Annotated in this window: 25 protein-coding genes; 16 read left to right on the plus strand and 9 right to left on the minus strand. The window is 40.1% G+C overall.

Translation table 11 applies throughout. From position 1 onward, the window contains the following. Window positions 1–486 precede the first annotated feature (486 nt). Window positions 487–1,539, plus strand: coding sequence for an aldo/keto reductase (locus tag TW85_RS07175; protein WP_238326180.1), 1,053 nt, complete (start codon window positions 487–489; stop codon window positions 1,537–1,539). Window positions 1,540–1,665: 126 nt separating this feature from the next. After that, a complete protein-coding gene (locus TW85_RS07180) occupies window positions 1,666–2,067 on the plus strand; it encodes a hypothetical protein (protein ID WP_046016438.1) in 402 nt (133 codons plus the stop codon). A gap of 16 nt (window positions 2,068–2,083) precedes the next feature. Here the strand turns inward: TW85_RS07180 and TW85_RS07185 are convergent, their stop codons facing one another. Then, a complete protein-coding gene (locus TW85_RS07185; RefSeq protein ID WP_046016439.1) occupies window positions 2,084–2,449 on the minus strand; it encodes a helix-turn-helix domain-containing protein in 366 nt (121 codons plus the stop codon). A 122-nt stretch (window positions 2,450–2,571) separates the two neighbouring features. Here TW85_RS07185 and TW85_RS07190 point away from each other — a divergent pair, with 122 nt between their 5' ends. Further along, window positions 2,572–2,982 (plus strand): GFA family protein, encoded by a 411-nt coding sequence (locus tag TW85_RS07190; RefSeq protein ID WP_046016440.1) that lies wholly within the window; start codon window positions 2,572–2,574, stop codon window positions 2,980–2,982. 419 nt (window positions 2,983–3,401) lie between these two features. Here TW85_RS07190 and TW85_RS07195 read toward each other — a convergent pair whose 3' ends face one another. Continuing rightward, window positions 3,402–3,623 (minus strand): glutaredoxin family protein, encoded by a 222-nt coding sequence (locus TW85_RS07195; protein WP_046016441.1) that lies wholly within the window; start codon window positions 3,621–3,623, stop codon window positions 3,402–3,404. Window positions 3,624–3,766: 143 nt separating this feature from the next. On the opposite strand from TW85_RS07195, the gene TW85_RS07200 reads away from it, so the two are divergent. Next, on the plus strand, window positions 3,767–4,693 hold the full coding sequence (locus tag TW85_RS07200) for a hypothetical protein (protein WP_046016442.1): 927 nt from the start codon (window positions 3,767–3,769) through the stop codon (window positions 4,691–4,693). Between the two features lie 15 nt (window positions 4,694–4,708). After that, entirely contained in the window at window positions 4,709–5,017 is a 309-nt protein-coding gene (locus tag TW85_RS07205) for a hypothetical protein (protein ID WP_046016443.1), read from the plus strand. An 85-nt stretch (window positions 5,018–5,102) separates the two neighbouring features. Here TW85_RS07205 and TW85_RS07210 read toward each other — a convergent pair whose 3' ends face one another. Then, window positions 5,103–5,648, minus strand: coding sequence for a TetR/AcrR family transcriptional regulator (locus tag TW85_RS07210; protein ID WP_046016444.1), 546 nt, complete (start codon window positions 5,646–5,648; stop codon window positions 5,103–5,105). A 322-nt stretch (window positions 5,649–5,970) separates the two neighbouring features. Between TW85_RS07210 and TW85_RS07215 the strand changes: the two genes are divergently transcribed. Further along, a complete protein-coding gene (locus TW85_RS07215; protein ID WP_046016445.1) occupies window positions 5,971–6,579 on the plus strand; it encodes a hypothetical protein in 609 nt (202 codons plus the stop codon). A 44-nt stretch (window positions 6,580–6,623) separates the two neighbouring features. Continuing rightward, window positions 6,624–7,559, plus strand: a complete 936-nt coding sequence (locus TW85_RS07220) for an SDR family oxidoreductase (RefSeq protein WP_238326181.1) — start codon at window positions 6,624–6,626, stop codon at window positions 7,557–7,559. Between the two features lie 30 nt (window positions 7,560–7,589). Here the strand turns inward: TW85_RS07220 and TW85_RS07225 are convergent, their stop codons facing one another. The 3 genes from TW85_RS07225 to TW85_RS07235 form a co-directional block, all read right to left on the minus strand. Continuing rightward, window positions 7,590–8,849, minus strand: coding sequence for an MFS transporter (locus TW85_RS07225; protein ID WP_046016447.1), 1,260 nt, complete (start codon window positions 8,847–8,849; stop codon window positions 7,590–7,592). 332 nt (window positions 8,850–9,181) lie between these two features. After that, entirely contained in the window at window positions 9,182–10,420 is a 1,239-nt protein-coding gene (locus TW85_RS07230) for a methyl-accepting chemotaxis protein (protein ID WP_052701982.1), read from the minus strand. 28 nt (window positions 10,421–10,448) lie between these two features. Further along, complete coding sequence (locus tag TW85_RS07235; protein ID WP_046016448.1) at window positions 10,449–11,222, minus strand: MCP four helix bundle domain-containing protein; 774 nt, start codon at window positions 11,220–11,222, stop codon at window positions 10,449–10,451. Window positions 11,223–11,511: 289 nt separating this feature from the next. On the opposite strand from TW85_RS07235, the gene TW85_RS07240 reads away from it, so the two are divergent. Together TW85_RS07240 and TW85_RS07245 are read left to right on the plus strand one after the other, a co-directional pair. Next, complete coding sequence (locus TW85_RS07240; RefSeq protein ID WP_046016449.1) at window positions 11,512–12,009, plus strand: hypothetical protein; 498 nt, start codon at window positions 11,512–11,514, stop codon at window positions 12,007–12,009. Next, entirely contained in the window at window positions 11,999–13,192 is a 1,194-nt protein-coding gene (locus TW85_RS07245) for a putative manganese transporter (protein WP_052701984.1), read from the plus strand. The genes TW85_RS07240 and TW85_RS07245 overlap by 11 nt, the downstream gene beginning before the upstream one ends. On the opposite strand, the gene TW85_RS07250 is transcribed toward TW85_RS07245, so the two are convergent. Then, window positions 13,193–14,092: a LysR family transcriptional regulator gene (locus tag TW85_RS07250; RefSeq protein ID WP_046016450.1), complete on the minus strand. Its 900-nt coding sequence runs from the start codon at window positions 14,090–14,092 to the stop codon at window positions 13,193–13,195. It abuts the gene before it with no gap. 99 nt (window positions 14,093–14,191) lie between these two features. On the opposite strand from TW85_RS07250, the gene TW85_RS07255 reads away from it, so the two are divergent. Beyond that, window positions 14,192–14,509, plus strand: a complete 318-nt coding sequence (locus tag TW85_RS07255) for a hypothetical protein (protein WP_046016451.1) — start codon at window positions 14,192–14,194, stop codon at window positions 14,507–14,509. A gap of 18 nt (window positions 14,510–14,527) precedes the next feature. Here the strand turns inward: TW85_RS07255 and rsgA are convergent, their stop codons facing one another. Beyond that, on the minus strand, window positions 14,528–15,598 hold the full coding sequence (gene rsgA / locus TW85_RS07260; RefSeq protein WP_046016452.1) for a ribosome small subunit-dependent GTPase A: 1,071 nt from the start codon (window positions 15,596–15,598) through the stop codon (window positions 14,528–14,530). Window positions 15,599–15,843: 245 nt separating this feature from the next. After that, a complete protein-coding gene (locus TW85_RS07265; protein WP_046016453.1) occupies window positions 15,844–16,206 on the minus strand; it encodes a cupin domain-containing protein in 363 nt (120 codons plus the stop codon). 325 nt (window positions 16,207–16,531) lie between these two features. Here TW85_RS07265 and TW85_RS25920 point away from each other — a divergent pair, with 325 nt between their 5' ends. The 6 genes from TW85_RS25920 (at window position 16,532) to TW85_RS07290 (ending at window position 22,624) form a co-directional block, all read left to right on the plus strand. Continuing rightward, window positions 16,532–16,681: a hemin uptake protein HemP gene (locus TW85_RS25920; protein ID WP_082827891.1), complete on the plus strand. Its 150-nt coding sequence runs from the start codon at window positions 16,532–16,534 to the stop codon at window positions 16,679–16,681. Between the two features lie 178 nt (window positions 16,682–16,859). Further along, the gene (locus TW85_RS07270; protein WP_046016454.1) at window positions 16,860–18,722 is read left to right on the plus strand and encodes a TonB-dependent receptor; all 1,863 of its coding nucleotides are present in this window, start codon (window positions 16,860–16,862) and stop codon (window positions 18,720–18,722) included. 98 nt (window positions 18,723–18,820) lie between these two features. Next, window positions 18,821–19,909: a hemin-degrading factor gene (locus TW85_RS07275; protein WP_046016455.1), complete on the plus strand. Its 1,089-nt coding sequence runs from the start codon at window positions 18,821–18,823 to the stop codon at window positions 19,907–19,909. Beyond that, the gene (locus TW85_RS07280) at window positions 19,906–20,763 is read left to right on the plus strand and encodes an ABC transporter substrate-binding protein (protein WP_046016456.1); all 858 of its coding nucleotides are present in this window, start codon (window positions 19,906–19,908) and stop codon (window positions 20,761–20,763) included. The genes TW85_RS07275 and TW85_RS07280 overlap by 4 nt, the downstream gene beginning before the upstream one ends. After that, complete coding sequence (locus tag TW85_RS07285; protein ID WP_046016457.1) at window positions 20,760–21,851, plus strand: iron chelate uptake ABC transporter family permease subunit; 1,092 nt, start codon at window positions 20,760–20,762, stop codon at window positions 21,849–21,851. The genes TW85_RS07280 and TW85_RS07285 overlap by 4 nt, the downstream gene beginning before the upstream one ends. Further along, complete coding sequence (locus tag TW85_RS07290; RefSeq protein WP_046016458.1) at window positions 21,848–22,624, plus strand: heme ABC transporter ATP-binding protein; 777 nt, start codon at window positions 21,848–21,850, stop codon at window positions 22,622–22,624. Before TW85_RS07285 ends, TW85_RS07290 begins: the two co-directional genes overlap by 4 nt. Window positions 22,625–22,797: the final 173 nt, after the last annotated feature.

Here is a 22,797-nt window from a genome sequence, read left to right on the forward strand (position 1 = left end):
TGTTATCATTTAAGTTCCTAATTAGCGCTGTTAACCTTCAGTTTTTACTTTCTCTTCTTCTACTTTTTTATTTCTTTTTACGCCATTCTAAAATCAGATAAAGCCTTTAAGTGATTAATTTGATGTCACTATTTTGCTTAAGAAAACTTAAGAAAATTAAGCCATATTTAAGGTTCTAGATCGGTTACCTGTATCTCTTTAATCTTTTAATATTACTAACAAGACATTTCGGTTTGTGTTAAAGGTTATCTCATTCAGCTTTTAATTAACTGTTTTAGCTAATATCAAACGCTCATGCACTTGTGTCTTCATCATTTCGTTTAAAGTTATCTATAGACCTAACTTTTAATCTTAAAAAAAACGACCTTTTTAAGGCAAATTTCCTTTCTTATTTTGATGAGAAGAAGAGATCACTCATCTCTCGTTTTGTGTTTATAAAATTTAAGTTAACCAGTACGTCTTTATTTTTATTAGGGAGAATAAAATATGGCAGTATCAAACAGCACTCATATGCAGTATCAACAACTTGGTCAAAATGGACCTATTGTTTCTAGGCTTGCTCTTGGGACAATGACATTTGGAGCAGAAACCAATGAGGCTGAAGCCTTTCGTCAATTAGATTGTTTTGCTGATTATGGTGGTACCTTTATTGATACGGCCGACGTGTATTCAGCGGGTATTTCGGAAGAGATAATAGGGCGTTGGATTAAGCAACGTGGCGGTCTTGGGCAAATGATACTGGCAACTAAAGGTCGTTTCGCGCCGCCTGCGGGCAGTTATGGTGGCTCACGTCGCGCCATAGTGAAATCGGTTGAGGCCAGTCTTAAACGTCTTCAGCTAGATTCAATTGATGTCTATTATATGCATGGCTGGGATACTCAAACAGATATAGAAGAGACGGTTAATGCTCTGGGCGATCTTATTCGAATGGGTAAAATTCACCATATTGCTTGGTCTAATGTGTCTGGTTGGCAGATTCAAAAAATAGTATCAACGTGCGATAAGTTAGGCGTGTCGAGACCTATATCGGTTCAACCTCAATATAATTTATTAGATCGTGGCATTGAGGTAGAAGTGCTACCTTGCTGTCTTGAGAATGGTATTGGACTAGCGCCTTGGTCTCCCTTGGGTGGTGGCTGGTTAACAGGTAAATATAACCGTCAAACTGTGCCAACTGGCAGTACTCGCTTAGGTGAAAACCCTGCGCGTGGTGTAGAAGCCTACGACAAGCGTAATACGGATAAAACGTACCGAGTGTTAGATACGCTAGAATCAATAGCGACTCAGCATCAAGTGCCTATATCTCATGTAGCATTAACTTGGTTGCTATCTCGTCCAGCGGTGAACACCTTATTATTAGGCGCAAGGACTATAGGGCAGCTTGAGGATAACCTTAAGTCCATTAGCTTAGAATTGGAGCGTAAAGAAATTAATACACTGACTAAAGTGTCAGCCCCTGGCTTACCCGAATACCCTTATCAGTTCTTAACGGATTGGTCTGGCATAACAATTTGGGATGAATTAGGTTCTTCTCTTTAAGTTAAGAAATAAACTCATTACTAAAGCGGCTTGTATTAATACAGGCCGTTTCTGTTTGTTTTCATACTATAAGGCTAATCTAATCTCATAGATCAATGTAACAAGTTTGTTAAAACGAGTCGTTTTATGAGTGTGAGTGACAGAATATTGTTTGAAAATGAAGCTTTTAGGCTTTATGCCATCTATGAAGATGTTTATTTGCTTAACAAGTCATTAAAAGCAACGTTATCCCAAAGTGTTCAGTCAGATATTGTTATCGCGTCGATTTATGGTGACCCAGATTCTGGCTTAATTGCTTGGAATAATGCATTTGTTGCCTTAGCTGGTTGCGGGCTCTCCCTATATTTTTTAGAAACAGGTGAAAGCTACTCAATCGGGGCACAGGCTGATAATACGCTTTGGACGGAAGGCATCTATCAAAGTGCAGAGGATGAGGTTCATTTCGTTCGCTTTACAGCCTATACAAAGGACAACAAGATTCGAGTTCATCGACTCAATGTATTGAGTCGAGAGGTTGAAGTGCTTTAGCCACGCTATTATTTAATCAGCTTTTTGGCTTCATAAACCATTCGGGTGGAATCCAAGTATCTTGGATATATTTGTTACTCCACTTAGCAATCTCTTGGAGAATAGGTAGGGTATCTAGCCCTTTTTGAGTGAGACGATATTTATATCTTTTAGGTTTAGATTGATATTCTTCTTTCTCAACCATGCCTTCTGCTTGCAGCATTTTTAATCGCTCGGCGAGTCTGTTTGTGGGGATTTTCTCAGGAGAATCAGCCAGCTCACTATAGATCTCTTTGCCGCAGACGAGGTCGCGTATAATCACTAATGTCCACTTATCGCCATATATGTCTAACCCACTTACAATGGGGCAGGGTGAGCGTAAAAACTGACTGTCTGAACTCATATTAAATCTCTTAAATTGCTCTAGTGCTCCAGAAATACTAATTCATTTACTTGCGAAATTGAAGTTACTGATATAATCTAATATTACTTCAATTTCGTAAGTAACCATTTAAGGAGTAATGTATGACACAGTTATCGGGAGATTGTCTTTGTGGCAATATCAGCTATACCTGCACGGAAGAGGCTGTTATGTCTGGTCATTGTCAATGTGCGGATTGTCAGAAAATCAGTGGTGCTGGCCATATTTCAAGTTTAGCGATTCCAAGAGGTAGCTTAACTTTTAAGGGCGAAATGGCATTTCATGAGAAGCAAGCGGCTAGCGGCAATATGATAAAAAGAGGGTTTTGCCCTCAATGTGGTTCACACATTTATGCTGAGAATAGCGGCTTTCCTCAATTCGAATTTATCCGAGCAGGGAGCCTACATGACTTAGAAAACTTCAAACCTAGTATGGTGGTGTACGCCAGTAGTGGCGCTTCATGGGATCATATGGATCCAGCTTTGCCTAAATTTGAAACCATGCCTGGGATGTAATCCACATAAGGAACCTGCGATTAAGTCACCTCTTCTCAGTCTTTTCAGAAAAAGTATCAATCAAGGCGTCACTTTGCCGCTTTTTTCTGATAAGAGCTGTAGGTACCTTTCGAAATGGGACAACACAGGGTGATACTTTTTTCTGAAATGCCGTTTAGGTATTCTTCAAAGACCCGAAGGGCGTGGTCTAAAAGCACTACCTTTAAGTTGAGGATCTTATCAATAGAATCACTATTAAGTTGCGCTCCTCGCCATAAATCTAGTTGCTTTTATCCACCCGCTGAGGCGGGAGGACTTATTCGCAGGTTCCTTAAGCAATAACACTCACTTCAATGAATGTTTTTTTGAATGAGGTGAGTGTTATTAGTGAGTAAAGCAAGTTTGTTCGCAAGCTTCTTAAGCATGAAAATAGACCTTATCTAATAGAGTTTATTAAATGCTTTTACTGAAAACCCTTTTAATATTTGATCGCCTATTTTCAGCACAGGCACGCCACGAAGCCCTAGCTTTGTAAACTCCTTGCGACCACTTGGTGTTTGTACATTGCACAAACGATAGGTAATACCTTGTTGGTCTAGATAAGCTTTGGCTGTATCACAGTGAGGGCATTTATTCAGTGTGTAGAGGGTCACTTTTTTCATTGAGTTAACTCTTATCTCTAATTTGCCTGTAATGGGTTGTAATTTGTGAGCTTTTTATTAACGGCATAATACGTTTTTTGCCATTAAATGTTATCTAAAAGTTAGATTTAATTATTAAAACAGCACACTGTTAAAGGGAAATTATGAATAAGAAGTTGATACTTTTGGTCATTCCAGCACTGATCTCTGGGTGCGGTTTAACCTCTGTTCAAAAACAACAGGTCTCTCAGTTCGCATCTGCTACGCAAAGCATTAGTGTTTCAAGCCAGAATAACTTTAAAGAAACTAGGGATAAAATTATTGAAATCGAAAGGCGTCGATTAATTATTAGAAACAATAAACCTCCTGCTGATTTGGATTTAGACGGTGGCATTAGTGCGACTGGTGTTGCTGAATTAATCTCTGTGTTAGATGTTTTAAATGCATATGGGAAATTGCTCAATCAGCTTGCGTCTCATGATGAATCAGAAAACTTAGGGAAAGCGGCAACGGCATTTTCTACTTCTTTTGAATCTGCTGTTCAGCTGGATAAAGCGGGTTATGTTATTTCAGATGAGAAAAAAGAAGCATTTGAAGGCGTAGTCAAGCTTACGGGAAGCTGGTTTGTTGAGAAAAAGAAGAAGGAAAGCCTAGTAAAAATAGTCAAAGCTTATTCTCAAGAGGTGAATGCTTTAGCGGATTTATTGGTTAATGATCTTACTCTTAAGGGCCGCTCTTTATGTATCGATAAAGCTAGCAGACAAGATAATGATATAAAAACAGGTGTGATTGACCACTATTGCACGAGTGCAAAAGCCTTACGTAAAGCCTCATCTGATGTATTAAGAGTAGGTGGTAACTCTTTTATCGAAAGAGAGTTTGCTTATGATTCGTATGTGCTCAGTATTGAGGCGCTCGAAGAGGTAAACGTTTTATCCAGCAGTGGTTTTAAAGCTATTACTCAGTTCAAAAAAGCCAATAACGAATTATTAAAATCAGTTGAAAACGATAAGTTTAATTCTGATCAAATTAAGTCATATGTAAAGCAAGTGAAAGAATTAAATACCTATATTCAACTTCTATCTCATTAACAAAAAGGATTGGTTATGACGATTAAAACACTTTCATCAGAAATCTCGCTGGCTATAGAAGAGTACGAAGCACTTTCAGAAGCCTCTCCATATGATCAAGAACTTAATCAGAAGATTCAAGAGTTATACGATCAGCTTCAGAAAGCGGAAGGGAAAGAATGGGAAGAAAGTATTGCTGAATATAAAGAAGCCAAAGAGGCATTGATTCTTGCATCAAACGTTGCTCAAGAAGCGGTTAATGATTTATCAAAAACGGCAGTGGCTGTTTCTAAAGCGGCTAAAGCATTAGATAAACTGGTTACGGCATTAGCCTTGGTATTATAAATTGGGATTAAGCCAAACTAGCTAGTTGCTTGTGTTTAGCGCCGTGGGTACTGCTTACTGGCGTTAAATACGGCTAAGAGAAAAATTAGCCTATGTGTCTTTGAATTAATCCAGAAATATAGTCTTTGCTTAAAGGGCGGCCTAAAAGTAATTGCTGGCTAAGTAGCCCTAAGAGAATGGCGTAAAGTTGTTCTGTTTGCTCGGCATCAACATAGTTGGCTAACAGGCTTTGGTACTTCTCGTTAGCCGTTCTCATACAGGTGTCTTGTGGGATATTTTCTAAACCAATGACATCTATATACTCCATTACCAACTTGGTTTCTTGAAAATGTCGCGGTGCTAAAAGATTCATGATTTGTATGAAGTTTTCTAGCTTCTCATTCTGGCTTGCATGCTCCACGTGAGGGCAGCCATTTAAGATCATGCTGTCTGAACTAAACATGGCTTCTGTGGAAGCAACGAAGATCTCATCTTTACTTTTAAAGTAGTGATAAACCGCGCTTTTACTCATGGATAGGTGGCTGCAAAGCTGCCTCATGCCAAGATCTTTATAGCCATGCTCAAGAAAAATACTTGCTGCTTTTAAAGCAATCTCTTCACGTTTCTTATCATGGTCAACAATTTTTGGCATAGGTTTTCCTTACTGGCTTAGCTAGTTTTTAGCGTGCTTTAATCCGAAGCAAAAAGCTAAGAACTCATTCATAGGCTTTTAAAAAAGGCTGCAAAGTTAAACAGAATCACCTCTAAAACACCAGATTTAACCCTATGTTTTTACTTTTTTGCGTATTCATTATTTTTGATGGAGGCTTTTTTGAAAATTATAGTCCATTTGGTCTAAAAAGGATTTACAAGTCTTGTGTAATTAGGGTATTTTAAAAAGACCAAGTGTTCTAAATAAAAATTTATATAGACTTTTAAGAAATAAGTAAGCAGCAAATTGATAAAGGTGTGTTATGAAAATTGATTGGCAAGTTCCAGCAGCTCGAGCGGGATATAAAGGTAAATTAGATAAGCTAATTGGCCCTGGGGCAACACGTGCAGAAAAAGATGTGCAGACTTACATTCCCTTTATTGCCGCTGGTATTTTGGCTTACTTTGTTTATCAAGCCGGACTTGATTGGAGTTGGGCGCAGTATTTTGTTGCCATTTTATTGACTGTCGATATGGTCGGCGGCGTTATTACAAATGCCACTTCAAGTGCTAAACGCTGGTATCACCGTGAAGGTGAAGGCTTTGTACAACATATGAGCTTTATTAGCATTCACTTTATTCAGTTAGCCGTGTTTAGTTATTTCTTTCTTGAATTGAATGTTTGGTGGATTGCTTATGTTGGGGCTTATATGTTGCTTGCTTCGGCGGCAATTCTACTTACCCCGCTTTATCTACAAAGACCTATCGCGCTCATTTTGTATTCTGTGAGCCTTATCTTGAGTTTGTATGTGTTTGAGACGGCTGTAGGGCTAGAGTGGTTCTTGCCTGTGTTTTATTTGAAACTGCTGATTAGCCATATTTTAAGGGAAGAACCATATCGACCAGAACACGAAAGTAGCAAGGACGCATAGCCTTGATAATTCAGGCTTTGATAAAGGAAAAGAATAGGAGGTAAATGATGCAAGCAAAAATTCTTCTTGCCGGAGCAACAGGTTATTTAGGGCGTTACTTAGTACAAGCGTTACTTAAACAAGATAAAGGCTTTGTTGCTTTAGGTCGTTCACTTAAAAAGTTAGGGGCTATGGGGCTTGGTGAAGCGCAAATTAAATTGGCTCAAGTTACTGACCCTATGAGCCTTGCTGGCTGTTGTGACGGTATAGATATCGTTATTTCTTGTGTTGGTATTACTCGACAAAAAGATGGCCTTAACTATATGGATGTGGACTATCAAGCCAATATCAATTTGCTTGAAGAAGCAGAAAGGTCAGGAGTAAAGAAGTTTATTTATATCTCTGCTTTCAATGCGCCTAATTATCAATCGGTACGAATGTTGTACGCCAAAGAACAATTTGCGCAGCGCTTATTATCTTCTCAAATGTTAGAGCCCTGTGTGATACGGCCTAATGGTTTCTTTTCTGATATTGAAGCCTTTTATGCCATGGCAAAAGCAGGGCGTGCCTATTTATTTGGGTGGGGAGATGTGAAAGTGAATCCTATCCATGGGGAAGACCTAGCACGCTTTTGTTTAGAAGCTGCTGAGCTAAGCTCTCATCAGGGCTCTCAACCTAAAGATAGCTATTTAAATGACTCACCACATAAGGCCAAACAAACATGGCGGCCTAGACAAGATAAACGTGAATTAGCCATTGGTGGTCCAGATATTTTCAGCATAAAGGAGCTGGCGCAACTTGCCTTTAAAGCCATGGATAAACCAGAAAAACTCATGTACTTACCAGATTGGGTAAGAAAATTAGCTTTGGCAGTGGCGAAACAATTGCCAGAAAGAGTGGGTGGCCCAGCTGAGTTCTTTTTAACTGTCTCTGGTCAAGACATGGTGGCGCCTGCTTATGGTGAACACCATTTATTAGAGCACTTTAAAAGCTTGTCGTGAGCAGGGCTGAGAGACACTAAGCCGTATCTCTTAGTGTCTATTAGGTTGGTTTTTTTCTAGCCAAAAGTAAAAGATCGCTAACCCTACAAAGACGGTGGCTGACATGACAATTGGGGTATACAGGGCAAGGCTTGATTCGAGTAAGGCTCCAAAGCATAAATAACCCAGAGGTACGGATAAAAAGCGAATTGAGGTAAAGATAGTCATGGTTCTGGCAAAAAAACTTTCTGCCACTTGAGTTTGTATCAAGGTGACTTCTATCGGGCCTGCAAAGCCAATACTTAGCCCTATGAAAAATAGCGGAATCAGAATGAGTATTTGGTTTTGAATAAATGGGATGGAGGCTAGCGTGAGGGTAAGGCAAAGGTAACCAACTAGTATGATGTTTTTTGCCTTAATATGCTTACCAAAAAAGCTGTAGGCGAGTGAAGACGCGGTTGTGCCTGCGCCAAAGCAGGCCATTGAAAGACCAAAGTTAATCACAGAGTCAAACACTAGCTTATTCATAAAAGGTAAATAAACTAGCAAAAAAGGTGTGATAACAATATTGACGATAGCACTAATAAAAAGCACAGCGCTTACCTGATTCAGAGAACGAATATAAATTAGGCCATCTTTAAAGTAACGCCAACTTAAATGAGCTACCTCTTGTTGGTCAGCCTTTTGTTGGTTAGTTATTACATGATCAAGATCCTGGTATTTTTTAAGCAGAATCAAAGCAAAGGCAACAACTAAGAAGCTTGCCGCATCAAAATACAAGGCAGTTATCGTCCCTAAGCTAGCAACAATAATGGCTGCGATAAGTGGGCCTGCTAGATCGCAAACATTTTCTATCGATGTGTTTAACCCATTGATAAAACTCTTGTCATACTTTCCTTTTGCAATTTCTTTCATTAAGAGCACATCTTTCGCTAAACGTCCCGGAGAATCCAGTAATGTACTTAGGGCAAGCAAAACGGCTAAGAGAGCAAAATTTAGCATATCTAAGCGATAGAAAAGGGGAATAAGTAAGACGCTTAAAAAGTTAACAAGGTCGGAAATGATAGATGTTCTAAAGCCGCCAAACCTGTCGACTAAAGGAGCACTAAAAAAGGTTGAGAGAATGATAGGTAAAATTTTGGCAGACATAACGGCTGCGACTAACCCTGGGCTATCCGATATTTCTAGGATTAACCAAGGTATGGCAACTTCTGTCAGTGCATTACCTAAAATCGTTATGCCATTGAGACTTAATAGGGTGAAAATTGGCCAAGAAAACCCTTTAGTCGCTCGCTGAGATAGCCGCTTCATTAAAATCCTTTTTAATATTAATTGAATATATCAAGAGAAATGAGAGCTATTCCTCGTATTTAGGGCAGTCATTTTTCGGATGGATGATGAGGGCATTTTATGCTGCTTTAGTGCTATCTGTCATGCCTCTTCAGGTAATTAAAACATGAAGACTTTGTTACTAAAAGTGCTTAAAAATCGCTAAAAGCATAATCTAAGTAAATTTCAGGCCTGATAAAAGACGCTAAAAGAGCAGTAATACATAGTAAATGGATGCAGGCACAAACAAGATAAAACTATCCTGTTTGTACCTGCACTCATTTATTTCTATTTCTGGGGGAGGGAGTCTGAGATTAGATTTTAAAGGTTGAAATCAAGTCTCTTAATTTTTCCGTCTGACTTTGCATCTCATTGCCAGCTTGTACTGTAGACACAGCATCATCAGAAGTTTGCTGTGCGACGGCACTTATCTCGACCACGTTATGCATGACATCTTGAGTGACTTTTGCCTGCTCTTCTGAGGCGGTGGAGATTTGTACTATCATCTCTTGAACTTGTTTACCGGATAGTGTGATTTTATTTAGAGAATCGCCAGAGATATTAGCTTGCTTAATGGTTTCCTCTACTTTGGTTTGGCTCTTTTGCATCATGCCGACAGCTTCGTTTGATCGAGTTTGAAGTGCTGTAATTATCTCATTAATGCTGGTGGTTGATTCTTGCGTTTTTGACGCTAAAGATCTGACCTCATCTGCGACCACTGCAAACCCACGCCCTTGCTCTCCGGCACGTGCCGCTTCTATCGCTGCATTCAAGGCTAGTAGGTTGGTTTGCTCTGCTATAGTCGCGATAACTTCTGATACTGAGCTTATCGACTGACTTTCTTGCTGAACTGTGGTGATGACATCAGATGCATGGTTAATATCTTGAGATAGCTCTTCTATGGTGGCGACTGTGTTTTTCACATTCTGCTGGCCATCTAATGTGATTTGTTGCGACTCTTCCGTAATTCTCGCGCAGTCACTTCCATTTTCAGCAATATCATTCACGGTTGCTGTCATTTCTTCTATGGCTGTGGCGACTAATTCAAGCTTTTCATTCTGGGAGGTGATGTTAGTACTCGTATCATTTGCTACACCCAAGGTTTGGTTAGAAGATGTGGCTAAACTCTCTAATACGGACTGAATATCACTGACAAGTTGCTTTAAATTATTGCTCATTGTGATCATAGATAAATACAGACCACCTGCTTTTAAATCCTTATCAAAGCGAGTTGATAAATCACCATTGGCAATACGGTTTGCAAGGTCTGCCATATCATGAGGCTCACCACCAAGAGGCTTGGTGATGGAAGTGCTAATCAACCAAGACAGTAAACCACCAAAGCTGATGATCAAGAATAACCCGAGAAACAGAATGCTATAGAGGAAGTCGACATTATCGGCTAACGCGGCTTGATCATTTTTGGATAGGGTGATTTGGGAGGCTCGCATCTCAGCCAAAATAGCTTGGATTTTTTGAGCTTTTGGCGCGGCTTTTGTACCTAACCAAGCGTTTGCCTTGTTCCAGTCATTACTAGCACGAGAGGTGAACATTTGATCAACAAGAGGGCGGAAATACTCTCTACTCTCTATTCTCTTGATAGGCGTTCCATTCTGTACTTTGACTACTTGATAAAAGCTTGGACTTTGTTGTTAAAATTTCGAATTGTGCTTCGTTCTTCTGCCATAAGTTAAGAAAGTTTGTCTTAAACTTTTCATCACCAGATAGAAGGTAGGCACGAATATTGGCTAAGCCTAAGGCAAACGAAGCGCGACTATCGGCAAGAGTTTTTAGCAGGGCTTTGCGCTGTGGATTTGAAGCCTGATCCATTTCTAACTCAATTAGATTTGTCAGAGATGCGATGGTTTCAGCAGCTTTTGGCGCCGCTTGGTTTAACAAAATATCAAAAGAGGGGATATTATCTTTTGTATGAGCGATATCTTCAATTTGCTGCTGAGCATTACGAAACTCTTTAATGAGAGTATTCATGTCTTTCAGTTTTTCTATATTAGCCGCCACTGTCCAGTTATCTGAAAACTGGTTTAATGCAGTGAGTGCTTTATCAATACCTTGCCAGCCAAGTTGGCGCTCATTCTTGAAAATATCCGCTTTATTAGGATCATCCCCAAGAATCAAATAACCTCTTAAGCCAGATAAACTCTGATTAATACCACTGGTTAACATTAAGCCAGCTTCAACAGTGGGCGCTCTAACATTTAAAAGTAGCTCTTGATTACGTTTGGTTTTTTCTAACTGAATATAAACAAGAGAGGTACTAATTACTGCTATTGCAATAATTAATCCGAAACCGAGAATTAGCTTTTTTTTTGTCGCAACACTGTTTAAGAACTGCATAAATAGACTCTAGAAAATGATAATTGTGGCTGATTTGAACATACTGATTAAATGAAGCAGAGCACTTAAACATAAGTTAGGTAAACGTTAAGTGAATGCCATGCTACTTTTAGAAAATACCATATAAATTATTGTGAAATATTACTAAAAAGCTGATTAGGGTATTTATATCAATCAGTTGGATGACCTTAAACCTTAAAACTTGTCATATAAATGAGGTGGGAAAGAGCCTTTACAAATCATCAAATAAGAATGATAATCATTTAATAGCTTGATTGAGGTTGTTCTTATGTTGCAGCTTAAACCTTTTGTACCTTTGGAAGATCATTCTCAGCAGCTTTTGCCTTTGTTATTAGCTGCTGCCGAGAACGAGTGCCTCAGTAGTCATCTGTATTATCACTTGCTCAATGACTCAACTGTTTTGACTCCCATGGTGGTGACAAATTTACAATCGGCTTTGGTTGAAACCAATTCTCATCATGAAGGTATGCTGAAATCTATTAAGCGATTAGGTGGCAAACCTCGTATTAAATCAGTCACAACTCGTTTTAGTGTCATGAAGCTAGAGCCTTATCAGTTGATCAATATGCTGTACGAATCAGATGCCTTTTTAGCTGCAACCTATACGGATATTTGTACTTTAACCATGGAATACGATTACCAAATTTTTGATTTGTCTTATCGTACTTTGTCGGAAAAAGTTCAACACCTAGATCAAATCAAACCCATTCTTCAAAGCCATGCAAAACAGGCGAATAAAAAAAGAGAAACGTATCATGACAACTAGGGTGTTAAAGAAGCTTAACCTAGCAAAGCTTTCTGTGATTCTGCCAAGCTTTTCTGCGGCTGTGACGAAAAGTCTGCTGCTTTTTAGCATTATTCTTTGTGTGCTTGTTTCTCTTTACCAGATTGATCATGGGCTTTTTGATGTCATAGTATCCGCTTTAGCTGATGCTTATCTTGGTGTCAGTATCTTTATTGCTTTAACTCTGGGGGGCTTTTACTTCCTTGATCAATGTTTTAAAGCTGACCTTACCCAAGTATTGAATCAAGGAGGGCCTTTACAAGTGCCTGTTGCGGCATTTTTAGGGGCATTACCTGGCTGTGGTGGCGCAATCATTGTTGTAACTCAGTTTGTGAATGGAAAAATGAGTTTTGGCGCTTTGGTTGCTGTTTTGATATCGACCATGGGTGATGCGGCATTTTTATTACTTTCTAAAAAGCCTGATATAGCGTTATTAGTCTATGGTGTGAGTCTAATAGCAGGAATAGTGACAGGTTACTTAGTTAACTGGTATCACGGTCATAATTATTTAAAGACAAATAACCCAGGGCCTAAAAATGACGCTTATGTATTGCCAAGGCTTCCTCCTCTATTAGTATTTATTTTCATTCTATTATTAGCTCCCGCTACAGTGTTTGGTGTACTGGAAGCCTTTCAGTGGGATTCAAATCAGCTTTTTGGAGAGTGGGCTCACCTTGAGCCAACAAAATGGTTCGCTTTTGTTGGTGCGCTTTTATGTATCTTAGTTTGGGTGTCTCAGCCGCTAGACTCATGGTCGGCTCGTTTTGCTGAAAAAGCAGAAATACGTTATTTAAAAGAAACGGTGGTGGCAGAAACTAGCTTTGTTTCTGTGTGGGTAATAGTTGGCTTTCTCGCTTATGAGCTGCTGGTTTATGCTACAGGTATTAATCTACAAACTGCGTTTTCTAGCTTAGGTGGCGTGACTATCTTGTTAGCTATTTTAATAGGTTTTATTCCTGGCTGTGGCCCCCAAATTGTTATGACAAGCCTTTATATAAATGGTGTTGTGCCTTTATCCGCACAATTAGCGAATGCGATTAGTAATGATGGTGATGCATTATTTCCTGCGTTAGCCCTAGCGCCTGAAGCCGCCGTAAAAGCCACTATTTATAGTGCAATCCCTGCATTTATAGTCGGTTACACTAGTTTTTATATGGGTTATTAATTACTGTCTATCGGCAAAATAGTCTCTAATAAAATCGAGAAAAACACGCACCTTCAAAGGAGCATAATCGAGTTTTTGATAATAAGCCCATAAATGAAAATCTCGGCTGGTTAAATGTGTGAGGATTGGCTGTAGCTTATTCTCCGCCAGTTCTCGGGTAATAATCATACCCGGAATATAAGCTATCCCTTGAGCGGCAATAGCGGCTTGTATAATCACCTCAGTATTATTTGTTAAGAGTTTAGACTCAAGCATGATGCTAGCTTCACTCCCTTTACTATCAATAAATGACCAAGTATTAGGAGATGTTAACCCGTAGGGCAAACAAGCCTGATGTTTTAGATCCTCTAAAGTCCTGAGCTCTGATGTTTGTGCCTTTGCTAAATAAGAAGGGGAGGTAAAGAGAGCGTTTTGGTATCGGCAAATAGGCAGGCCTACCGTTGTGGCTGTGTCTAATTTCTCCAACATGCGACAGAGTGAAATATCAGCTTCAGCAAGAGGGAGCTGAGTATATTCAGCTGTCTGCAATACGACCTCTATTTGCGGATGAACTTGCCTAAATGCCGTTACCACATCTAGCAATACCCTTGTTAGTACGGGCTGGGGTGCTGCTAATCGTAAGATACCTTTAGCTTCTTGCCCTAGGCTTGCTGTCTCATCAAGCAGACTTTGCCATTGGCCATCAAGGTGGCGCATCTGCTTATAAAAATTTTCACCTGCTTCAGTTAATGTCATACGACGAGTGGTGCGCCTTAACAGCTGCACGCCTAAGGCATTTTCTAATTCGGCCAGCCTTTTACTGACAACCGAGGGACTTATATTTTTTAAGCGAGCAGCACCTGCAAGAGAGCCTTGATCGACGACTAATAAGAACAAGGAAGCTTGCTCAAACTGATTCATATTCATTCCAAAATGAGAATAGTGAAGTTCTAATTTTATCGATTATCTATTAATTGAAATTAATTAACATAGTTTTTATCGATTTAAGAGGAAATGACAATGTACGTAACTGAAGTATTGAGTTGGCAAGCAAAGGCGAATGTATCAGATCAAGATATGATTAATGCTGTTGAAGGCTTGTTAGCTGATCTTAAAACCTTACCCGGATTTTTATTCCAGAATCTCAGTAAAGACAGCAAAGGGCGATGGGTAGAAGTCTACTTTTGGCAAACAGAAGTAGATGCTCATAACTCAAATAGCTTGATGGCAGATAAAACATCTATGGTTAACTTAATGGGGCTGATAGAAATAGAAAGCATTAGTATGGAGGTGATGTCGCCTTTACAGGATTCAGGGGCTTTGACTTTAAATTCTTAGTTTTCCTTGCACTAATACTTAACTTCCCTTCAAAATACTTGCCTCTGATTGGGTCGTTTTGTAGTTCTTGCCTAGCGCTTTATCACTGGCTCGACGCTCAGCTAAATTAGCGGAATTAAACGCATCTTCTTTTAAGAGTTTTTGATAATTTGCCAAACGCCTTAGCTCTAGCTCACCTTTAGAGATAGCCTTTTCTATCGCACAGCCAGGCTCTCCTTGATGTTGGCAGTCGGAAAATCGGCATTGGGCAGCGATTGTTTCAATATCTGAAAAAGTTGTACTGATACCTTCTTTGCTATCTGTTAGCTGTATTTCTCTCATACCTGGAGTATCAAGAATTAAACCCCCATTTCTCATAACCATAAGAGAGCGACTCGTAGTGGTATGGCGGCCTTTACTATCCTGCTCTCTAATTCCATGGGTTTCTTGTTTAAGTTTACCTAGCAAGGTATTGGTGAGTGTGGATTTCCCTACGCCTGATGAACCTAATACAGCAATGGTATTACCTTGTTTTATCCAAGGTGATAGCTGTTCAATACAATTAGGGTCTAAGCAATTTAAGGCCTCAACAATGATTAGAGGGTCAAGGCTTTGTACTGCTTGAATATAATCTTGAGGTGAACTCGCCTGATCGCTTTTGCTTAAAATGATGACTACATCTGCTGATGACTCGTGTACAAGTGATAAAAAACGCTCTATACGGTTGAGGTTAAAGTCTTCGTTCATTGAACAAAGAATAAAAGCCGTATCTACATTGGCTGAAATAAGTTGTTTTTGAAGCTTGCTGCCTGCAGCTTTGCGAGAAAAACTGGTTTTTCGATCCAGTAAACGAATGAAGTCTCTTTCTTGATCTCTATCTAAATACTTATTTTCTTTTTTACTAAGGAGTAACCAGTCTCCAACTGTCATTTCAGGCATTTTATGGTTTAAGCTTAAGGTGATAATGCCTTCTTCTGTGGCGACTTTAACCTCGGATTTGTGTTGCTCTATGACACGGCCAGCCTCAGCACTTTCCCACTCTTCAAGACTAAGTTGCTGTTGAAAGAATGCTTGCCAACCTAAGCTGGTAAGTGAAATCAAATCCGTCATGATAATTGTCCTGATGATTCAAATGCACGCACTATAAAGGCGTTTAAGTCGTCTTAATCTTAGTGGTTCATGGATAAAAATGATTGAACAAATGCGTCAATTTGTTAGATGTTCTGAGTAAGAAATACTTAAGAATAGATATAATATTTAAGAAAGGTGCGATGGGGAGGGGTTTAGCTTAAATGTATTGCGTCACCAAATGCTAGTTTGGTGTCAATTTAGGTGACGCAAACAGTTAGCGCTGATTAAGCACTATAAATCACAAAAACTTTACGTAGGGTTTCGTGTACTGTCCAGTTGCCACACCAGCCCACTGGGAATACAGCGCTTGAACCTGCTGTTAGAGTGACAGGCTCGCCGCCATCTTCTACCACTGTCATGCTGCCAGAAAGAACATAAATCACCTCACCACGCGTGGTAAATTCCCAGCGAGACTCGCCTTCTTCACATTCCCATGTACCTGATTTAATTGATTCATCTTCTGTGTTGTAAAAAGCGTGGCTACGCGTTGTTATCTCGCCTGTAAGAGCTTCAGCAGTAGGTTGTTCTAACGGTTTTTCTGTTAATTGTGCTTGCGTCATTTCGCCTGCACGGTAGTGAATTGTCATCTTTTTATCCTTTTAAAAAGTATTTAAACCAAGTAATACGTATCTATCGTATTGATTAATATGACTAATATAATATTTCTTGAGTTTTGGTTGATGTTGTTTCTGTGTTGCAAGATAACAGCTTGGATTCGATGCTATTTATTTAACTGCGTCAAAATATTAGTGAAAAATCACAGATTCATAATGTGGTAAAAAGGGGGTGTTGTGTCATTAACTTATTGTTTCTGAATTAAGTTCATTTCATTTACAAAAAGTTTGCACTAAGTCTATAAAAATGCTTAAATGCGAACTGTTATCATTATCAATTAGTAATTGGCAGTTAAACATGTCCTCAATTAAACCAACGATTAGCGATACTTCTTTGGTATCGACAGAAAAGTTAATGCAGGGAAAAAGCGAATTAACCATAGTTCATAACGAACAGCATTACAGGTTACGTATCACACGCAATGGAAAGCTGATACTAACGAAATAACTCTGCAGCGTGACTGCAAACCAAATAACAGAACCCCTTTATCTTGCCTAAGATAGCCACCTTTTTCGGCAGCCAGTTAGAGCAATTTAAATCAATTTTTTAAAAATAGATTTAAAGCAAGGTGTTAGCGAAAGCGCCATGAGCGCTGAAACTTAACCAATAACAGGTTGTATCCCAAATGAGAAACAAGGCTAAATTTATTGCCGGCGCAGTCGTGCTTGCAAATACTACAAACATCAGTGCAGTTGAAACTGAAGACACCATTTTTGTAACCGCTAAAGCGCCAATCGCAGCAGAAGAGTTTTCTGGTTCGGTGAGTGTCGTTACTTCTGAACAAATCAAATTAAGTGGTGCGACGACGGTAGCAGAAGCTTTGGGCACCTTGCCAGGCGTATTTGTTGGAACAGGCTCTGGCAATGCGCAAAGTGAGATCCGTATCCGTGGTATGGCGGGTGAATACGGCTTGATCTTGATAGATGGTAAGCGTGTACCGAATGCAGAGCGTAACATTTCATCAAGCCCTGCTAATCGTACTAACTGGGTCAGTGTCGAGAATATTGATCGTATTGAAGTGATTCGTGGTGCGGCTTCAAGTTTATATGGTGCTGATGCCTTGTCTGGGGTGATTAATATCATCACTAAAAAAGCAGGAGATGAGTGGCGAAATAGCATTACCTTATCTGGTGGCAGACTCCAAGGTGATGGCGAAATCGATTCAGGCATTAACCTTGCTACTTCTGGCAAGATCAATGACACATTCGATTTAAGTATCAATGTGGATCAGCAAAAAGAAGATGAAATTTTGAATGCTGATGGTAGTTCTCAGCGTTCAGATCGAAAGACGACGAATTCTCAGGTTAAGTTAGGCATTAATTTAGACGATGATGAACGATTAGAGCTTGGTGTTATTTACGATGAGGAGTCGGCAGATGGTACCTACAGTTCTTACGGTACGGCATCGGCAAAAGAGCTAGAGCAAGAGAAGACACTTTTATCATTGGATTACAGCTCAAAAATTAATGACTATAACACAGCATTATTTGCCTCTGCTGCACGAAATAATATTGATGACAATGGTACCGACTGGGTCATCGAAGATTCGAACGTGGGCTTTGATATTGATGGAGCCATAACTGATAACCAATATATTAACGCAGGTATTAGTTACCGTGAGGAGTCAGCTAAACGTGCGAATCTAGACTTTGATGATACCTTCAAGTCCGGCTCTCTTTATGGTCAAGATATAATCAAACTAAATGACACTAACACTCTGACATTAGGCTTCTCTCTTGAAGACCATAATAAATATGGCGCGGCTTTTAGTCCTAAAGTTTATTGGGGCAATATCTTAAATGACGAATGGGATATGAAACTTGGTTATTCCGAAGGACGTATTGCGCCAGCGGTACGAGAAGGATCATCTGATTATGTGATTAGTGGGCATAGAACCTATCGCGGTAATGATGATTTGAATCCAGAAGAGAGCCAAACAGCAGAGTTAACGGTTAGCTATGGAGGGGATGATGTATTTGCCTCGATAACTGTCTTTAACTCTGATGTTGATAATTTGATTACGACTAAAGACGTCAACGGCGATCAAGTCTACAGCAACGTCAATAAAGCCGAAATTCGCGGTTTAGAGAGTGAGATTACTTGGCAGCTAGATAAATTAGCTCAAGTGTCTTTTAACTACACCTACACTGATGCGGTTAATAAAGACGGAAGTGACAATGATGGAAATCAAATTACCGAACGACCAAAGCATGTGGCAAATCTGTCTTATAACCAAAAAGTGGATGCCATTGATTCCAGTGTTTATGTGGCGCTTCAAGGGGTAAGTTCTCAGTACACAGATTCCGCCAACACTAACGAAATAGCAGGGTACGGCACTCTAGATTTGGGCTTAGTGAAACAGGTTAGTGACAATCTAGAGCTAAGAGCCAACATCATCAATATTAATGACCGTGTTGTATTGGATGAGAGCAATCAAGCTATTCATGCAGGTAGAGAACTACGTTTGGCGATCACGGGTAACTTCTAATCTTCAAACTAATGAATGGGCTAGTCAGTGCTTAGTCCATTCTTTTTGATAGCAAAAACAGACAACTTACAAGATATAAACCTCAAAGAGACCTAGATATGCAGTTACTTAATACCATATTTGAATCGGCAGCCAATAAAAATAGCCTTCCATTAAAAGCCAAATACGAAAGGCTTATGCAGGATCAGCCAAAACTTCGTCGTCGTGATGCAGCAGAACAGCTTAATGTTGCAGAGGCGAAGTTATTAGAAGCCCAATGTGGTTTACGTAGTGTGAGATTATCAAACAAATTTGCCGATATTATTCGTGATTTTCCAAGTCTAGGTTACATCATGACTTTGACACGTAATGACAGCGCTGTGCATGAGCGCAAAGGTATTTACGATAATGTCAGTATCAATGGACCTATGGGATTGGTGATTACGCCAGATAGAAAAATTGATTTACGTATCATTATTAGTCGTTGGGATTCAGGTTTCGCTGTAATCGAAGATTTAGATTCAGGCCCCCGTTATAGCTTGCAGTTTTTTGATGTTGAAGGCATAGCAATTCAAAAAATTTACCTACAAGCCGATAGTAATTTTGCTGCATTTGAAGCACTAGTAGATAAGTACTGTAAGCTTGATAGCCCTGCATTGACCCTGAAACGCGACCCAGATGTGATTGAGTACGCAGCAGACAAGGATGTGGATAGAACTGCGCTGACAAAAGAATGGGGTGAGATGAGTAATGTGCACCAATTCTTTGGTTTATTAAAAAAGCATCAAATCTCCCGAGTACAGTCTTTTAGGCTAGTTGGCGCACCACTAGCTCAAGAGTTTGATCCAGAATTGATCGAGCCATTGTTAAATGAAATTGCGGCAACAGACTTATCTATCATGTGCTTTGTGGGTAACCGCGGCAATATTCAAATTCATACGGGTCCGATCAATAAAGTAAAAACGTTAGGCCCTTGGTTAAACATACTTGATCCAGAGTTTAATCTTCACCTGCTAACGGCCAATATTGAATCCGCATGGTTGATCCGTAAACCAAGTGTTGATGGAAATATCACCTCTGTCGAATTATATGACAAAGCAGGTGAGACCATTGCTCAGTTCTTCGGTCAAAGAGAAGAAGGAAATCCAGAAAATTCGCAGTGGCGCGCTTTTGCAGAAGGCTTGATTAAAACGGAAGCAGTGGCATGATGAAATCCATTTCAATTGCCTTAACTATGTTGTTAGCAAGCCAGTTTGTGCTTGCTGATGAGATTAAGCGCATCGTTTCTGCAGACGGGTCATTAACAGAAATTGTCTATGCTTTAGGCCAAGAGGATAAACTTGTAGGGGTAGATACTACGTCAGGTTTTCCTGTGAGCGCTAGATCTCTGCCTCAAATTGGTTACAAACGTAATATTTCTGCTGAAGGGGTTTTATCATTAGAACCACAAGTGCTGATAGCGACACAAGATTCAGGGCCGGATAAGATTCTAGACCAAATAGAAGGTGCGGGTGTTGAAGTCTTTAAATACAGTGCTGAACCTAGCCTCAATGCTGTACGTGAAAAAATCTTAGCGGTCTCAGCGTTATTAGATAAAGAAGCCGAAGGCGAGCAGTTGTGGCAGAAAATAGAGCTTGATGTCATAGCGGCGAGACAAAATCTGGTCAATATCCAAGATAAGGTAAAAGTCTTATTTGTGCTGAGTATGCAGTCTGGTAGTCCTGTGGTGTCAGGTGCTGATACTCAAGCTGCAGAAATTATTTATCTAGCTGGTGGTGTTAATGCGGCTCAAGGATTTTCTGGCTATAAACCTATGCCTGTTGAAGCGGTTATTGCGGCTCAGCCTGATATCATTTTAATGATGTATCGAGGTGGTGATCATGGCGCGAGTATCGAGCAACTTAAAGGCGCTGGATTTAGTCTAACACCTGCTGGCATAAACCAACGCCTTGTTACTATGGATGGTATGAAAATGTTGGGCTTTGGTCCGCGTATTGCCGACGCGATTCGTGAGCTTGGGCAAGCGTTTTATCCTGCAGAGCAGGAGATAAACCAGCTATGATCTCAACCCTGTCTACTCCCATAAATGAATCTTTGATCAGTGCGAGAGAGCGGCGAGTTCGTTTTGCAACTCTCTTACTGATTATCGCATTAGCGATCTCTTTTCTAGCTTCCGTGGGTATTGGCCCAATGCAAGTTAGCATGCTGGATTCTCTAAGTGTGATTACAGCCAAATTAGGTCTGCACGAGTCAAATGTGAGCGCAACGGTAGATACTATCGTCACGGCTATTCGTTTGCCTCGAACCTTACTCGCTATTTTGGTTGGTGCTGCGCTCGCAGTATGTGGTGCGGCGATGCAAGGCTTGTTTCGTAATCCATTAGCAGACCCAGGCCTTGTGGGAGTGACAGGTGGAGCCTCCTTAGCCGCGGTTTCCATGATAGTACTAGGTGGCACTAGTCTTACTTTTATCAGTGAATGGTTAGGGCAATATAGCTTGATGGTGGCGTCGTTTTTAGGAGCGTTATTAACCACTAGCCTAGTGGCTAGAATTGCAACGACTAAATATGGCACGTCTGTGACGAGCATGCTTTTAGCAGGCATAGCAATAGGCATAGTGACAGGTGCAGCAGTCGGTTTTCTAACTTACCTAGCTGATGATAGCCAACTCAGAACCTTGACCTTTTGGGCTATGGGAAGTGTTGGTGGCGCCACTTGGCAAAGTGTACTGACAGCAGGGTCTTTCATTGCTATCCCCTTGGTTTTAATTCCACTTTACGCTAAAGAGTTAAATGCGCTCTTATTAGGTGAATCTGAAGCAAGGCATTTAGGTATTGATGTTGAGAAAGTAAAACGTCGCCTGATTCTTCTGACTGCCATTGCGGTGGGGGCCTGTGTCTCCGTCTCTGGGATGATAGGGTTTGTTGGTTTGATAGTGCCACACTTAGTACGTCTAACCTTAGGGCCAGACCATAGGTACCTCTTGGTGCTAAGTGCCTTGTTAGGTGGTTTGTTCTTGCTTGTTGCGGATATCGTTTCTCGTACGATTATTGCGCCAGCAGAGTTGCCAATAGGGTTAATTACTACCTTGATTGGCGGGCCCTTCTTCATTGGTATGGTGGTATATCGCGCTAGGAGCAATGCATTATGAGCCTTGAAGTTAAAAACCTGAGCTTAAAAATAGGTGCTAAAAAGTTACTGTCAGATATTAATTTTAAACTTGAGACTAATGAAGTTGTCGCTATTTTAGGGCCAAATGGTGCTGGTAAATCGACACTGTTTAAGGTGCTTAGCGGGGAGCACAGACATTATGAAGGCCGGGTCATACTCGAAGGAAAAGATTTAAAAAGCTGGAAAGCATCTGATGTTGCAAAACTATTAGGTGTTTTACCTCAATCATCAGCCTTGGCGTTTCCCTTTAGCGTGAGTGAAGTGATTAACCTAGGACGATTGCCTCATAGTACAGGCCGTGTACTGGATCATCAGATTATTACTGAAGCCATGTCAAAAGCAGATGTATCTCATCTAGCGGGTGCACTTTATCCCTCATTATCTGGAGGGGAAAAACAAAGAGTTCAACTTGCTAGAGTGCTAACCCAAATTTGGCAAAAAAGTGATTTAGGCGAGCGTTATTTGTTGCTAGATGAACCCACATCAGCGCTTGACCTTCCTCATCAGCATCAAACCTTAAGCTTAGCTCGTGATTTAGCGAAGGAAGGTGCGGGGGTTTTGGCTATATTGCATGATCTCAACCTTGCAGCCCAATATGCTGATCGGATTATTTTACTGTCAGAAGGCTTATGTGTAGCGCAAGGTGACGTGAAAACCGTACTGACACCTCAACAAATTGAAAGCCTCTATGGCATCAAGGTAACTGTCATGTCGCACCCAGAGCATCATTACCCTTTGGTTATTGCTTCTTAGCCCTAATTAGGTATGAGGGTTTACTCTTAAGGGAGAGGGTTGATAAAAAATAGTACCTTCTTCCTTTTTTTACTATCCTTATAAAAAAACAGTCTTTTACAAAAAATGTCGTTATCACAACATTCATTATGAAGGAGTATTCATAGTATTAGTTAAAAGGTTTTAAACTTATT

This window comes from Marinomonas sp. S3726, assembly GCF_000967665.1.
Lineage (GTDB): Bacteria > Pseudomonadota > Gammaproteobacteria > Pseudomonadales > Marinomonadaceae > Marinomonas.